Genomic DNA, 13,426 nt, shown 5'->3' on the forward strand with positions numbered 1-13,426 from the left:
ATTCTTCATGTGGCTGTGCTGTCCGCGATGATTGGAACGTTAAAGGGCTTCGGTGTCCACTTCGCCCGTCCGCACGCGAACCGCGCTGTCGAGCGTGTAGACGAAGATCTTGCCGTCGCCGATCTGGCCGGTCTTGGCGCTCGACTGGATCGCCTCAATGACGCGAGGCGTCATCTCGGACGGAACGGCCACCTCGATCTTGAGCTTCGGCAGGAAGCTCACGGCATACTCGGTACCACGGTAGACCTCGGTGTGACCCTTCTGCCTCCCGTAGCCCTTCACCTCGGTCACCGTCAGTCCGGCGACGCCGATGGACGAGAGCGCGTCACGCACTTCATCCAGCTTGAACGGCTTGATGATCGCCATCACAATTTTCATTGGCATTCCCTATATCTCCCCCGTGGGCTGATGGGTGCCCGACGGCGGTCAACACCGGAGCCCTTCAAAAGCCGTGCCAACCGCGTAGGCGCCCTTCTGCCCGCATGGTGTACATCGGGCCTGCCTAAAGAGAAAGCAGTTGCATTCAAGTGCAGCTGCGCTAACCGCGGACGTGACGCGAAAGGACCCTTGATGCGCTATTGGCTGTTCAAGTCTGAACCGAACACCTGGAGTTGGGAGGATCAGGTGAAGGCCGGAGAATCCGGGCAGGAATGGGACGGCGTGCGCAACTACATGGCGCGCAATCAGATGCGCGAAATGGCCGTCGGCGATAAGGGATTTTTTTACCACAGCGTCAATGCGAAGGAGATCGTCGGCATCGTGACCGTCGTCGCGACGGCCCATCCCGATTCGACCGACGATTCGGGCACGTGGGAATGCGTGGATATCGCCGCCGAGGCGCCGCTCGCCAAGCCGGTGACGCTGGCCGATGTGAAGGCCGAGCCGTCGCTGGCGCAGATGGCGTTGATCAAGAATTCCCGCCTTTCGGTGCAGCCGGTGACCGAGGACGAGTGGAAGACCGTGATCGCGATGTCGAAGAGGTGAGCGTTGCGACCGCCCGCGCTCACGAACCAGCGAGACGGCGCGCGGGGTGACGCGGTAGAAGGCGCTGTGCCGGAGCGTCCGGCGGGTCCGGCTGCGGCCGGTTGGGTGGAGGTGTGTCGTGACGGCAGGTCTCGGAGTGGACGCGAGCGCTGAGGAAGGCGCGGCGGGCGAGACCGGCGCCGCCCCTCTTGCGGTGCCGGTGAAGGTGCATGACCGTCCGGCCTTCATTCGCGCCAACAGCGTGCTGACGGCGCCGTCCCATGTGCCCGAACTCGTGCTGCATCTGGCGGACGAGGCGCTTCCTTTGTGGCACAAGACCGAGGAGGAGCTCGGCGAGGCCGGATTGCCGCCGCCCTTTTGGGCCTTCGCATGGGCCGGCGGGCAGGCGCTCGCGCGGCACGTGTTCGACAATCCGGATCTCGTCGCGGGCAAGCGCGTGCTCGATGTCGGAGCGGGTGGCGGCATTGCGGGCATTGCCGCGGCGATGTGCGGCGCTGCCCATGTTCGCGCCAACGAAATCGACGCCTTCGCCCTCGCCGCCATCGCCCTCAATGCCGAGGCGAACGGCGTGGCGGTGGAGGTCATTGGCGGCGACCGGCTGGGCGGACCGGCCGAGGCGGACGTGGTGCTGGCCGGCGACATCTTCTACGAGCGGCCGTTGGCGGAACGCGCGCTCGCCTTCCTGCAGCGGGCGAAGGCGGACGGGGCTCTCGTCCTCATCGGCGATCCGAAGCGGACCTATCTGCCGACCGACGTGCTCGAGATCGCCGCCACCTACGAGGTGCCGGTGCCGCGCACGCTGGAGGATTCGGACGTGAAGAAGACCAGGGTGTGGCGCCTCGTCTGAGGCATACCGGCCGCTCAACGGCGCGCGGCGGCCGTGCTAGGAAGAGGCGGGGAGGAACGCCGATGCTGATCCGTCTTGTGGCAAGGTTCGCGCTCGCGGCCTTCGTGGTTGCTGCGCCCTTCGTGGCGGGTGGCGCCTCCGCGTGCGGGGCCGAGACCGACTGCGAGGTCGGCGGGCGCACCTACCGGATCGCGCTGCCGCAGGGGGAAGGGCCATTCGGCGCGATCCTCTACAGCCACGGCTACGGGGCGAGCGCGGACGGCGTGATGACCTTCGCCGCTCTGCGGGAGGCGGCGGAACGGCTGGGCGTGGCGCTGATCGCCATCAAGAGCGCCGGCAAGGGGTGGATGATCGCCAACGCCCCCCGCAGCGGCCTCACCGACGACGAGATCGAGCTCTCCGCCGTCGATGCGGTGATCGCCGACGCCGTGACGCGGTTCGACGTGGACCCGGCGCGGATCCTCGCGGCGGGCTTCTCCGGCGGCGGGATGATGACGTGGACGCTTGCGTGCCGGCGGGGCGACCGCTTCCTCGGCTTCGTGCCGGTGGCGGGCACCTTCTGGGAGCCGCTGCCGCAGGACTGCCCGAACCCTCCGGTCGACATTCTGCACGTTCATGGCACGGCCGACCCGGTGGTGCCGCTGGCCGGCCGTCCGATCGCCGAGACGCGCCAGTGCAATGTCGAGGAGGCGCTGTCCATGTTCCGTGCGGCGGCGCATCACGGCGCGCCGGAGCCCATGGCGGCGCCGGACGGGCTGACCTGCAGCGGCACCACAGGCGACGGCAACACGCGCATCATCCTGTGCCTCCACGATGGCGGGCACGAGGTCCGCGCCGCCTGGTTGGAATGGGGCTGGCGCCTCTTCGCCGAAGACTGAGGTGCCGATGCGTATGTGGTTCCGCCCCGCCGTGCCGTCGTCCCGCGCTGCTGGGGGAGGGATTGCCCGCGCTGCCGTTGTCGCACCCCGCAGGCGCGCCGTGCGGGGCCGGGCAGCGGCGACGATGTGGGCGATCATCTTGGGGGCGGCGATCGGCGCGAGCCCCGCCGCGGCCCAGGAGGCAAGGACGGGCGCACCCCTTGCGGGGGCGCCGCCGGTGCCGCAGCTCCGCCCGGCGCCGTCCGCAGGTCCGCGCGGCATTTCGCGTGAGGAGGCGGCCCGGCGTGCCGCCCTCGGCACGGTGGCCGGGGAGGTGGCGCCGCCCGTTGATCCGCGGCTGGCCAAATCCCGGTTTGCGGCGGTGACCGGTCCGACCGCGGCGCCGGCCCGCGCGCTCGGGCGCTACGGCCTCGGCTGTCTGGCAGGGGCGGTCGAGCTTCCGGCCGAGGGGCCGAACCACAGCTCCATGCGCCTGTCGCGCGGGCGGCGCTGGGGGCATCCGGTGACGCTCGCCTTCATTACCGATCTCGCCGCCGCGGCCGCGGCGAGCGGCCTCAACGGCATCCTCGTCGGCGACATGTCGCAGGCGCGCGGCGGGCCGATGCTCTTCGGCCATTCGAGCCACCAGGTCGGTCTCGACGTCGATATCTGGTTCGCGCCCCGCCCGGCCACGGTGCTGACTTCCGAAGCGCGCGAAACGATGCCGTTCCAGTCGGTGCTGAACGGGGACGGGTCGGACGTCGACCCCGCGCGGTTCACGCCGGTGGTGGCGGCGCTGGTGCGCCAGGCGGCGGCCGACCGGCGTGTCGCGCGCGTCTTCGTGCACCCGCACATCAAGCGGGCCATGTGCGCGATGACATGGCCCGACCGCAGCTTCCTGTCGCGCGTGCGCCCCTGGTACGGCCACGACGAGCATTTTCATGTGCGCCTGGCGTGCCCGGCCGACTCGCCGGACTGCGTACCGCAGGCGCCGCCACCGCCGGACGACGGGTGTGGCGACGCTCTCGCCTATTGGTACACGCCCGCTCCCTATACGCCCGACCCGAGCGCCAAGCCGAAGCCACCCTTGACGGTGGACCGGATGCCGCTCGTCTGCCGGCAGCTTCTGGCGATGCCCGACCGGGCCGAGGCTTACGCGGTCGCGCCCGTGCCGACGGGGCAGGAGACGCCCGTGCCGCCGAGCCCGCAATAGCCGTTCGGCACCTTGTGGAGATATTGCTGGTGCTCGGCCTCGGCATAATAGAACGGGGCCGCGGGCTCGATGGTCGTGGTGATCGGCCCATAACCCTTGGCCTTCAGCTTCGGCTCGAACGCGGCCTTGATCGCCTCGGCCGCCTGCCGCTCCTCTTCGGTTTCGGCGAAGATGGCCGAGCGGTACTGGGTGCCGACGTCGTTGCCCTGGCGCATGCCCTGGGTCGGGTCGTGCCCCTCGAAGAAGGTCTTCACCAGCGTCTCGAACGAAACCTTGGCGGGGTCGTAGACGACGAGAACGCCTTCGGTATGGCCGGTGCGGCCGCTGCAGACCTCACGATAGGTGGGGTTGGGCGTGTGCCCGCCGACGTAACCGACCGCGGTGACCTCCACGCCGTCCATTTTCCAGAACATGCGTTCGGCACCCCAGAAGCAGCCGAGCGCGAAGACGACGGATTTGCGGCCCGGCCACGGCCCCTTCAGCGGGGCGCCGTTGACGGCGTGTCTGTCCGCGGTGAGGAGCGGATCCGGCCGGCCGGGCAGCGCCTCGTCGGCGGTCGGCAGGTCGAGCGGCTTGCCGAAGAGCTGCATGATATTCATCGCGCGCCTCCCTAATGTGCTCGTCCATAAATGAGCCTGGCGAGGAGGAGGCTCAAGAGGGCTGTGGCAAGGAGGACGAACCAGGCCGGCAGCAGGAGGATGTTGAGGATGACGGGATCCCACAGCGCCGGGTGGACGTAGCGCTGGATCGCCGGCTGGGCGAGCTGCAGCGTTTCGGGCGAGAGGCTGTGCCAGAGTTCGCCGGTGCGAACGGCGGTGTAGGCTTCCTCGTCCTGGATGGTGTTCCAGATGTCGTAGAGGCCGACGCCGGCGCCGCCGAGGAGGGTGAGGACACCGACGACCTGGAAGGGGAGGGCGATGAGCCAGCGGATGGTGCGTGAGAGGGCGCGGAACATAAAATGATGGTCTCCGATGGCGCTTGGGGCTTGCTTCGTGTCGCCAACCCTCTTAACGCGACGGGAGACATCTGCTAAGCGGGTGTCCTTCCGGAGGGGTGGCCGAGTGGTCGAAGGCGCACGCCTGGAAAGTGTGTAGGCGGGAAACCGTCTCGAGGGTTCGAATCCCTCTCCCTCCGCCATCACATGCGTTCGAACTGTTCTTCACTTTCGTCGTGGTCGCTAAGAAGACCACGGACCGCGCTGCGGTGCCGCGGAGCTGTTGACTGCGGCGGCGCCGGACAGGCGCGATTTCGCTCTCTCTACGGTTCCGTTCTCTTAAGCTGTTGACTACGTCGGTTTAGTCAACAGCTTCGATGGCCTCGATTGCTTGCCTTTTTAGGGCGGCAAGGGAGCGACTCTTTGCATTCTCGCTCGGTGGGCATGGGACGCACGTATCGAACGTGCGATCCGTTCGCGGGCCGACAATGATCGGAGCGCCCTTCACGTCTGAGTTCACCATTGGCGAAAATCGGACTTTCGTTCAGCCCGTTGAGCGGCCAATGGACGGGTCGGATTGGGAGCCTATCCGGCCGCTCTTTGCGGATTTGCGGTCGGTAGTCCCGTAACCCGCCGTTGAGAGGTTATGTGATACCGTGCCCGCCGAATAGTCAATGCGCGTTGGACCGGCGCGGGTTCACCCTTGATGAGCCTAGCTGACGCGGCATAGGCTCAGAGTGGGCTGAAACGCTAATGTGGACGCCATGCGGTGGTGCAATGAGCAGAGCGGATCTTGTCATCCAGCTGGCGGAGGCCGGTGCGCAGAACGATCACGTCAAGTTGGAGCGGACTGTTGCCGCGCTAGTTGCTGAGGCGCGTGCCAAACAACACCATACGCTAGCCGATCGGCTATCCAAGGCGCTGGGAGCAGTAGCCCCTCCGTCGCGCCAGGCTCCACGTTCGGTCGGAGGTACGTTCCTTCCTGACAAGGTCAGAGATTTGCTGATTGAGCGTCCTGCTCGGCGCGGCATTGATGACCTCGTGCTGCCGGCTGAAGTTGACAGCCAGGTGCGCGAATTGATCGAGGAGCAGCACGAGGCCGACCTACTGCGTGCGAATTCACTTGACCCGCGTCATCGCGTTATGCTTGCGGGCCCACCCGGCAACGGTAAGACGACTTTGGCCGAAGCGATCGCATTTGCGCTGGGTGTACCGTTTCTGACGATTCGCTACGATGCAGTCATTGACAGCTATCTGGGTGAGACCTCGGCGCGACTGAAGCGCGTGTTCGAGTTCGCGCGCTCGACCCCCTGCGTCCTATTCCTTGATGAGTTCGATGCGCTCGGGAAGGAGCGCGGAGACGTTCACGAAACCGGCGAGATCAAACGCGTCGTGTCGTCCCTGCTGCTCCAGATGGACGACCTGCCCTCCTACACAGTGATCGTCTGCGCCTCGAACCACCCAGAGTTGCTCGATCGTGCAGTTTGGCGGAGGTTCCAGCTGCGCCTCGAGCTGCCGATGCCGACACGCGCTGATTTTCGGCGCTGGCTTGAGCATGTTGGAGCAGATCGTAAGGCGCTGGGCATGGATCCGGCCGCGCTCGCACGTGAGCTTGAGGGCGGTAGCTACGCGGAGGCGGAGGAGTTTCTGCTAGACGTGAAGCGTAAGATTGTGCTCGCCAAAGGAGTTCCGAAATCGATCGTCTCGCATCAGCTCAAGGCGTGGAAAAAAAGGTTCGGCCCCAAGGCCGGCGTGACGGGTGGAAATGGCGACCGAGATCCTGCCGCTCAGTCGGAATAGAGACCAAAAGCTCAAGCGATTGAAGGGGTCTCCGGACCGTCGCCCACGTCCGGTTATACCGCGAGAGACTCAGGTTCAGCGGCTCGGCCCTGTCATCGACCGCAGGCTGTCGAACGTTCTCGACCGCGACGACATTGAGCTTTCGAGCGACCCTTCAGCACTCGCGCCTGAGCGGGCGCTAGTGCTTGAGGTAATAGGGCCGCCAAGTGTCTTCGTGAACGCCGCCGCAAAGATCGGCCTCGAATGGCTGGCAGAGGACGCGACCACGCTCCACGGCGTTCGGTCCTACTTCGACCCATCGGACGGCAACGACGATGACGAAGCGGAAGACGAGGTCGATCCGCCAGGCGCCGACGACCAACTCACAGAAGGCGATTTCGAACTTCTGCTGGGCGACGATGAAGGTGCGTCTGTCGACGAGACGATAGGTGCGCTTTACCTCGGCATGCCGACGAAAGCCACGTTTGAGCATCTGCGCAAGCTGTGGGACAGCTACAAGGCTGAGGAGCCTGCGCCGAAAGGCTTCGGCGACTGGTGGAAGCTCTTCGGTTTGCTCCACGAGCTCAGGCCCTGGGGACCCCGGGACCGGCTCGGCGAAGCCACTCTACGCCGGCTCAGAGACGAGCGGGCGCGCCAGGCAGGCGATGACCTACGGGTCGAAGTCGACCTTTGGTATCGAGGTGACGCCGCCGATCGCGATCGGGCAGTGTCCGAGTTTCACAAAGTTGTCGAGGAGGTAGGCGGCGAGATTCTTGACGAGCTTCGTCTGGATGAAATTCGGTACCATTCAGCGCTTGTGCATCTGCCGGGCGCGGCCGTGGACGCCATCGTAGAGCGGACGGGCCCGCTGGCGTTGGATGACGACGTTATGACGATCAGGCCCCAGAGCGGGTTCCGCTTCTCCGTCGATGAGCTCGTGACGGCGGCGACGGATGACGAGGGCGATGCAGGCGACCCCCCGAGTCGCGCGTCGATCGGAGCATTGCTTGATGGGTGGCCGATCGAGAACCATGCGAAGCTTCGAAATCGTCTCGACGTGATTGAGCTGGACGTAGCCGACTCGAAGGCTCCAGCGAACAAGCGCTTTCACGGCACCGCCATGGCTTCGCTGATCCTGCGCGGCGACCTTCACGAGCAGAATCCACCGCTCGACAGGCTGTTGAAGGTGGTCCCGGTCCTCATGCCCGAGGGCGCGTACGAAACGCCCCCTAAGAATAAGCTGGCGCTCGGCTTAATTTACCGCGCTGTCAGAGAGCTGAAGGAGGGTACCGGAGATCAGAAGCCAAGTGGGCCTGATGTTGTAATCATCAATCATTCCATCTGCGATGAGGCTGCCGGCTTCGCAGGCGTCGTGAGCCACTGGGCGCGCCTACTGGACTACCTTTCTTGGAAGTACCGGGTCCTGTTCGTGGTGAGCGCGGGCAATATCCCCGACACCTTCGAAGTGCCGGGCTATCCAACTGGGGCGGCAATGCGAGCGGCTGAGCCGGAGCATCGTCGCGCGGAGCTGCTCCGCGCAATAGACGCTGCGAAAGCGCAGCGGACGATTTTTTCTCCGGCGGAGGCGGTGAACGCGCTTACGGTCGGCGCAGCACACTCCGACGGGTCGACCCTCACCCTGCCAAACAGCATAACCGATCCGTATGGCGACAGGGCAGTGCCTGTTCTCGGTTCTGGTCTCGGGCACGGATTCAACCGTTCAGTGAAGCCCGACGTCATACTGCCTGGTGGTCGACAGATTGCGCTCGCCACTGAAGGACCGGTGCTGCGTGTCCACGGCCGTGAGCACGCGAACCGGCACGGACAGCTGGTGGCTACCCCCGATCCCAATACAGGGCATCTAGACCTCACACGGATGTCGGCAGGCACCAGCAACGCAGCTGCGCTCGCCACTCGCATGGGGCTGATGATCGGGAACGTCCTCGACGACTCGCCGGTCAATGCTGAAGTGCCGTGGTATCAACGGGTTACTGCCCCCTGCGTGCTCAAGGCGCTGATCGCGCATGGAGCAGGTTGGGGTGAGCTTGGGCAGGAGATGACCGACATTCACATTGGAGCGGGAAGTCACCCGCGACGCAAGGAGGCGGTGTCGCGAGCGATGGGCTATGGCCCTGTCGGCCGGCGTCTCGTGGAAGGCGGCGGCCATCGTGTGACGCTGCTAGGCGAGGACAAGATCCGCAAGGAGCAGCGGCACGAGTGGCGGATCCCGCTGCCAGACGATCTGCGGTCCAGCACCGAGTTCCGCAGGATTGTGGTGACGCTTGCCTGGCTATCGCCAGTTCTCGCCAACAGTTCACAGTATCGGGCGATCGGCCTGAATATCGTTGGCGTCGACGGTAACACACGCATCTGGGAAGGTGTGAACCGGTTCGGCGGCCAACCGGCCGCCAGCTTCGCCCGGCGCGGCACGCTGATCCACGCGATTTATGAGGGCAACCGAAAGGCCATTCCATTCGGGGCGGACGGCGACTTCGTTATTAACGTTCAGGCCACGGCCAACGCGGCAGGCTTGTCGAAGGTCGACGTCCCCTATGCGCTTGCCGTCTCAATCGAGGTGGCGGACACAATTAATGCGGATATTGCAGCTTCCATCAGAAGCCGCGTGATGCCGCGGACAAGGGCGCGACGATGAGCGACTTCGACGAGCAACCGAGCCTCGGCGATCGAACCGACGATGAGATTGCGGACTTTTTGGAAATCTTAGGCGATTATGGCGGCGCGCAGGAGCTGCGCGACGCGGGCGTCCGACCTCAAGGTTTGGCTAGGCTTCTCGGCAAGCCTTGGATCCACACGGCGCACGTTTTCGGCTTCATTGACGGCGCCAAGGCGGATGAGGCCCGAGTGCCGATTGTGCCTGCCTCTGAAGCAGAGTGCGATCCTTCGTTGATCGGCAGCCAAATCAAAGTGACATTGGATGCGTTCCAAATCGCTGAATATCCAGGTTCCGGTCAGCATACGGTTCTGTTTGACTTCAAGGGGCGGGATCAGGCAGGCGACGAGGCTCAGGACTTGCAGTATGCGAGCGTGCTGACAATCAACGATCACGATCGTGCAGCGGTAAACGGCGTCCCGATCTTCACTGGCCTCACGGTGCCGCCAGATGGCCTTTCGTTCAAAGCGAAAACCATCCTCGTTGCGAGTAAAGGCGATCAGGCTCTCATCGACGCTCTTCAGAGTGCTGTCTTCCAGGATGGGCTGAAGCTAATGGGGAAATTGCAGCCAGCCCTTCCGCAGTTGGTCAGCTTGGTAGGGGGAATTACGCAGAATCTTCTCAAGCGTAGGAAGAACGAACAGATCCAGATATTTGACCTTGGTCTCGACTTCAGTGGGAGTCGAACGTCGGCTCGCCTGCGACGTGGGTCATATGTCGTTGTGCAGGTGCCGGGCGCAAGCATGTGGCGGTGGGACTCGTGGTCCTTTGATCAGCACACGATGAGTGTTGTGGATGCTAACGGCGAGCCGGCCCCGTACAACACTATAGTTTTCGGAGTAACCCACAGCGGATCGAGTGAGACGCGCTCAGCAGTACGCGAGGAAGGGAGGGTTGCGCTCGAGGCTGCAAGTCCCGCCACATAGCATCTGCGCATCCCCCTTTCGCAAAATCGGCTATCTGCTTACGAGATGTTTGTGGTCGGTGAGGAGCGCTCCTCTTTGAACCCTCATGGATCTCAGGTCGATGGCGACGGCGCGACACGTTTCTTAAGTCCCCCCGTAGATATATGACGATGATCCGAATTACTCCCACGATCGCTATCGACGAGAGCGAGATCGACGAGAGTTTCATTCGCGCCTCAGGACCCGGCGGCCAGCACGTGAACAAGACGTCGTCCGCCGTCCAGCTCCGTTTCGATGCGCGCCGTTCACGATCGCTGCCGAACGATGTTGCCGTCCGCCTCATGCAGCTGGCGGGTAGCCGTTTGACCCGGGACGGCGTGATCGTAATCACCGCCCAAGCCCACCGCAGTCAGCAGAGGAATCGGGACGACGCACTTGGGCGACTGGTCGACCTCATCCGGGAAGCGACGACACAAAAAGCTGTCCGCCAGGCCACCAAGCCGTCGCTCGCGTCGAAGCAGCGCCGTCTGGAGGCGAAAGGCCGTCGCTCGGCGATCAAGAACCTCAGGCAGGTCAAGCCCGGCCCGGAATAGAAAATGCTGCGAAGGCCGGTCGCGCGGGATCTCGGGCTTCTGATCGTCGTCTATTGCCGGCACGCTGCATCAGGAGGCGCGGGAGATCCACGGCCGGGATTGTTCAGAAGCGGACAGTCGTCAATCGGCGCCGCCATCAGCGGCCGAGCGCCTCCCACTCCATTGGCACCCGACCAATCAGCCCTTTCAGAGTTATTTCGGCCGATTGCCGCCCCTCGACAACCGCCTCCACAAATGGCGGTGGCAGCAGCGCGAGCCGCAGTACCCGGCTGACGTACGCCGGATCAAGCCGCTCCGCCTTCGCCAACTCCCGCAGCGTCGCATACTCGCCGCTCTCCAGCATACGCTGCCAGCGGTACGCCCGGGCGATCGCCTTCACCAGGGCGCCGTCGATCTCGCCTGTCGGCGGCGACGATAGGGGAGCCACTTCCGTCCCGTCCGGCGCCACGATGCGCTTCCGTCCGCGCCGGCGCTTGAACGCGATGGGTACGTTGACCGTGATCGTATCTGCGAAGACGCTCCTCATGCCGCCAGCTCCTCCCGCGTCGGCATCTCGTGCGCGACGCCTGAGAGACCGTCGATCCGTAACCGGAGAGCGATGCCATCCACACCGATCTCGACCCGCTCGACAAGCAGCTGCACCAGCCGGGCCTGCTCGGCGGGAAACAGCTCGCCCCACAGCTGATCAAGTGAGTGCAGCGAGTTGCGGACCTCGGCCTCGGTCACGTCCTCGTCGTCCTTCCGAGCCTCACGCCAAGTCCCGACGATGATCTCGGGCTGTCGGAAGATCGCCCGGAGCTGATCAACAACGGCGCGCTCAACTTCACCCGCCGGCACCCGGCCAATCGGGCATGCGTCCGCCCCACGCTTCAGCACGGACTGACTGACGTAGTACCGGTAGAGCTTTGGGCCACGTCGGGTGTGGGTTGGGGAGAATGCCGAGCCGTCGGGTCCGAATAGCAGGCCCCTAAGCAGGGCAGGCGTTAGCGCCCGCGTGTTCGCCGCTCGCTGCCGCGGGCTGGCTTTCAGCACCTCGTGGGCCTTGTCCCATAGCTTACGATCGACGATCGCCTTGTGCTCGCCGGGAAAGCTCACGCCCTTGTGGACCGCCTCACCGATATAGATCCGGTTGTTCAGCGTCTTGTATATGAACCCCTTGTCGATCGGGCTTCCGCGCTTGGTGAGCACGCCGTCGGCGCGTAGGGTCTTCGCCAGCACGGTCGCCGAGCCGATCTCAACGAACCTCTCGAAGATCATGCGAACCGTCTTGGCCTCAGCCGGATTCGCCACCAGTTTGCGCTCCTTCACGTCGTATCCGAGCGGCGCCCAGCCGCCCATCCACATGCCCTTCGCCCGCGACGCCGCGAACTTGTCGCGGATCCGCTCGGCGGTAACCTCACGCTCGAATTGGGCGAACGACAGCAGGATGTTCAGCGTCAGTCGGCCCATGGACGTCGTCGTGTTGAACGACTGCGTGACGGAAACGAATGTGACGCCGTTACGATCGAACACCTCCACCAGCTTGGCGAAGTCGGCTAGAGAGCGGGAGAGGCGATCGATCTTGTAGACGATCACGACGTCGACGAGGCCGTCCTCGATGTCGGCGATGAGCGCCTGCAGCCCCGGCCGCTCCAGCGTCCCACCGGAGAAGCCGCCGTCGTCGTACTGGCCGCGGAGCAGCACCCAGCCCTCCGGTTTCTGGCTCGCGACGTAGGCCTCGCATGCCTCGCGCTGGGCGTGGAGCGAGTTGAACTCCTGTTCGAGGCCCTCCTCGGAAGACTTGCGGGTGTAGACGGCGCAACGGCGCTTCGGCTTCGTCGCGTCCTTCATGCCGACCTCCTCTGGTTTTTGAGGCCGAAGAAGACGCGGCCATTCCACCTCGTGCCGGTGATCGCGCGAGCGATTGCGGAAAGCGATTTGTATGGCCGGCCCTGCCACTCGTAACCGTCAGCGAGGACCGTCACGACATGCTCAACGCCCTTCCACTCCCGCAGTAGGCGCGTCCCGGTGATCGGCTTGTCGCTGTGGTCGGCCCGCTTGCGGCTTTTCGCCCGGTCACCGCCGTCGAGCTCCTCGCCGAGACGTTCCAGCCTGCGGACCGTCTCAGGTTTCAGGCCGCCGTAGGCCAGCTCCTGGATGCGGTACGCGAGCCGGCTTTCGAGGTAACGACGGTTGAAGGCGGGTGGCTCGCTGTCGAAGAGGTCGCGCCACTGCTTCTTCAGCTCGGAAGTGGGCGTCGTCTTCAGCGCGGCGAGCCGCGCCGGAATGCTGTCGGTCTGGTTCATGCGTTTCTCCGGTCGGGACGGTTCGCATGCACGCTCTCGACGGGCGACAAGTGAAGGCCAACTTCTCCTTGTTCTGCATGTGCTTGGGCGTCACGCTGACGGAGGCGGATGACGCCGCGCGCGAGGATCGCGCAGACTTCAGCGCGGCGCTCTCGCGGCGAGAGGTAGTCCGGATGGGGTGGATTGGGCATTCGCACGGCGAGGGATCTCAACAGCGGCTTCATCTCAACCTGAAAAGCCACCCGAAGACCCGCTTCGAGACACGTCTGAAAGGGTGATTGGAAAATTGTGTCGGAACCGGCTCGCGCCCTTGTAGGGCGAGGGCGCAGACCCGATTATCGGAGGTTGAATTTAAGCG

General features: G+C 64.7%; 15 protein-coding genes and 1 tRNA gene. 10 read left to right on the top strand and 6 right to left on the bottom strand.

The genetic code is table 11. The features are described 5' to 3' along the window. Window positions 1–39 precede the first annotated feature (39 nt). Window positions 40–378 (bottom strand): P-II family nitrogen regulator, encoded by a 339-nt coding sequence (locus BIX52_RS08960; RefSeq protein WP_075220675.1) that lies wholly within the window; start codon window positions 376–378, stop codon window positions 40–42. A gap of 192 nt (window positions 379–570) precedes the next feature. On the opposite strand from BIX52_RS08960, the gene BIX52_RS08965 reads away from it, so the two are divergent. From BIX52_RS08965 to mepA, 4 genes are all read left to right on the top strand, one after another. Then, window positions 571–984, top strand: coding sequence for an EVE domain-containing protein (locus BIX52_RS08965; RefSeq protein ID WP_075220676.1), 414 nt, complete (start codon window positions 571–573; stop codon window positions 982–984). A 193-nt stretch (window positions 985–1,177) separates the two neighbouring features. Beyond that, on the top strand, window positions 1,178–1,831 hold the full coding sequence (locus tag BIX52_RS08970; RefSeq protein ID WP_075220794.1) for a class I SAM-dependent methyltransferase: 654 nt from the start codon (window positions 1,178–1,180) through the stop codon (window positions 1,829–1,831). 62 nt (window positions 1,832–1,893) lie between these two features. Continuing rightward, a complete protein-coding gene (locus tag BIX52_RS08975; protein WP_075220677.1) occupies window positions 1,894–2,709 on the top strand; it encodes a CE1 family esterase in 816 nt (271 codons plus the stop codon). Window positions 2,710–2,833: 124 nt separating this feature from the next. Beyond that, complete coding sequence (mepA, locus tag BIX52_RS08980; RefSeq protein ID WP_157956221.1) at window positions 2,834–3,901, top strand: penicillin-insensitive murein endopeptidase; 1,068 nt, start codon at window positions 2,834–2,836, stop codon at window positions 3,899–3,901. On the opposite strand, the gene msrA is transcribed toward mepA, so the two are convergent. Both msrA and BIX52_RS08990 read right to left on the bottom strand, forming a co-directional pair. Continuing rightward, on the bottom strand, window positions 3,841–4,491 hold the full coding sequence (gene msrA, locus BIX52_RS08985) for a peptide-methionine (S)-S-oxide reductase MsrA (protein WP_075220795.1): 651 nt from the start codon (window positions 4,489–4,491) through the stop codon (window positions 3,841–3,843). The two genes, mepA and msrA, sit on opposite strands and share 61 nt — an antisense overlap. Before the next feature lie 20 nt (window positions 4,492–4,511). After that, window positions 4,512–4,856 (bottom strand): hypothetical protein, encoded by a 345-nt coding sequence (locus BIX52_RS08990; RefSeq protein WP_075220679.1) that lies wholly within the window; start codon window positions 4,854–4,856, stop codon window positions 4,512–4,514. Between the two features lie 92 nt (window positions 4,857–4,948). On the opposite strand from BIX52_RS08990, the gene BIX52_RS08995 reads away from it, so the two are divergent. The 5 genes from BIX52_RS08995 (at window position 4,949) to arfB (ending at window position 10,783) form a co-directional block, all read left to right on the top strand. After that, a tRNA-Ser gene (locus BIX52_RS08995) sits at window positions 4,949–5,038 on the top strand. Window positions 5,039–5,612: 574 nt separating this feature from the next. Next, a complete protein-coding gene (locus BIX52_RS09000; RefSeq protein ID WP_075220680.1) occupies window positions 5,613–6,635 on the top strand; it encodes an AAA family ATPase in 1,023 nt (340 codons plus the stop codon). After that, window positions 6,601–9,267 carry a S8 family peptidase gene (locus tag BIX52_RS09010; protein WP_083660131.1) on the top strand — a complete coding sequence of 889 codons (2,667 nt, stop codon included), beginning with the start codon at window positions 6,601–6,603 and terminating at the stop codon, window positions 9,265–9,267. Before BIX52_RS09000 ends, BIX52_RS09010 begins: the two co-directional genes overlap by 35 nt. After that, entirely contained in the window at window positions 9,264–10,211 is a 948-nt protein-coding gene (locus tag BIX52_RS09015) for a hypothetical protein (RefSeq protein ID WP_075220683.1), read from the top strand. Before BIX52_RS09010 ends, BIX52_RS09015 begins: the two co-directional genes overlap by 4 nt. Before the next feature lie 149 nt (window positions 10,212–10,360). Beyond that, the gene (arfB, locus tag BIX52_RS09020; protein WP_075220796.1) at window positions 10,361–10,783 is read left to right on the top strand and encodes an alternative ribosome rescue aminoacyl-tRNA hydrolase ArfB; all 423 of its coding nucleotides are present in this window, start codon (window positions 10,361–10,363) and stop codon (window positions 10,781–10,783) included. Window positions 10,784–10,919: 136 nt separating this feature from the next. On the opposite strand, the gene BIX52_RS23640 is transcribed toward arfB, so the two are convergent. From BIX52_RS23640 to BIX52_RS09035, 3 genes are read right to left on the bottom strand one after another with little or no spacing between them, the layout of a single operon-like run. Further along, on the bottom strand, window positions 10,920–11,309 hold the full coding sequence (locus BIX52_RS23640) for a hypothetical protein (protein WP_075220684.1): 390 nt from the start codon (window positions 11,307–11,309) through the stop codon (window positions 10,920–10,922). After that, window positions 11,306–12,613 (bottom strand): recombinase family protein, encoded by a 1,308-nt coding sequence (locus tag BIX52_RS09030; RefSeq protein ID WP_075220685.1) that lies wholly within the window; start codon window positions 12,611–12,613, stop codon window positions 11,306–11,308. Before BIX52_RS09030 ends, BIX52_RS23640 begins: the two co-directional genes overlap by 4 nt. Then, window positions 12,610–13,068 (bottom strand): DUF2924 domain-containing protein, encoded by a 459-nt coding sequence (locus tag BIX52_RS09035; RefSeq protein WP_075220686.1) that lies wholly within the window; start codon window positions 13,066–13,068, stop codon window positions 12,610–12,612. Before BIX52_RS09035 ends, BIX52_RS09030 begins: the two co-directional genes overlap by 4 nt. A 26-nt stretch (window positions 13,069–13,094) precedes the next feature. Between BIX52_RS09035 and BIX52_RS22430 the strand changes: the two genes are divergently transcribed. After that, the gene (locus tag BIX52_RS22430; protein WP_083660132.1) at window positions 13,095–13,346 is read left to right on the top strand and encodes a hypothetical protein; all 252 of its coding nucleotides are present in this window, start codon (window positions 13,095–13,097) and stop codon (window positions 13,344–13,346) included. The last annotated feature ends 80 nt before the right edge of the window (window positions 13,347–13,426 follow it).

The sequence above is a fragment of the Acuticoccus yangtzensis genome (assembly GCF_001927245.1).
Taxonomy (GTDB): Bacteria; Pseudomonadota; Alphaproteobacteria; order Rhizobiales; family Amorphaceae; genus Acuticoccus; species Acuticoccus yangtzensis.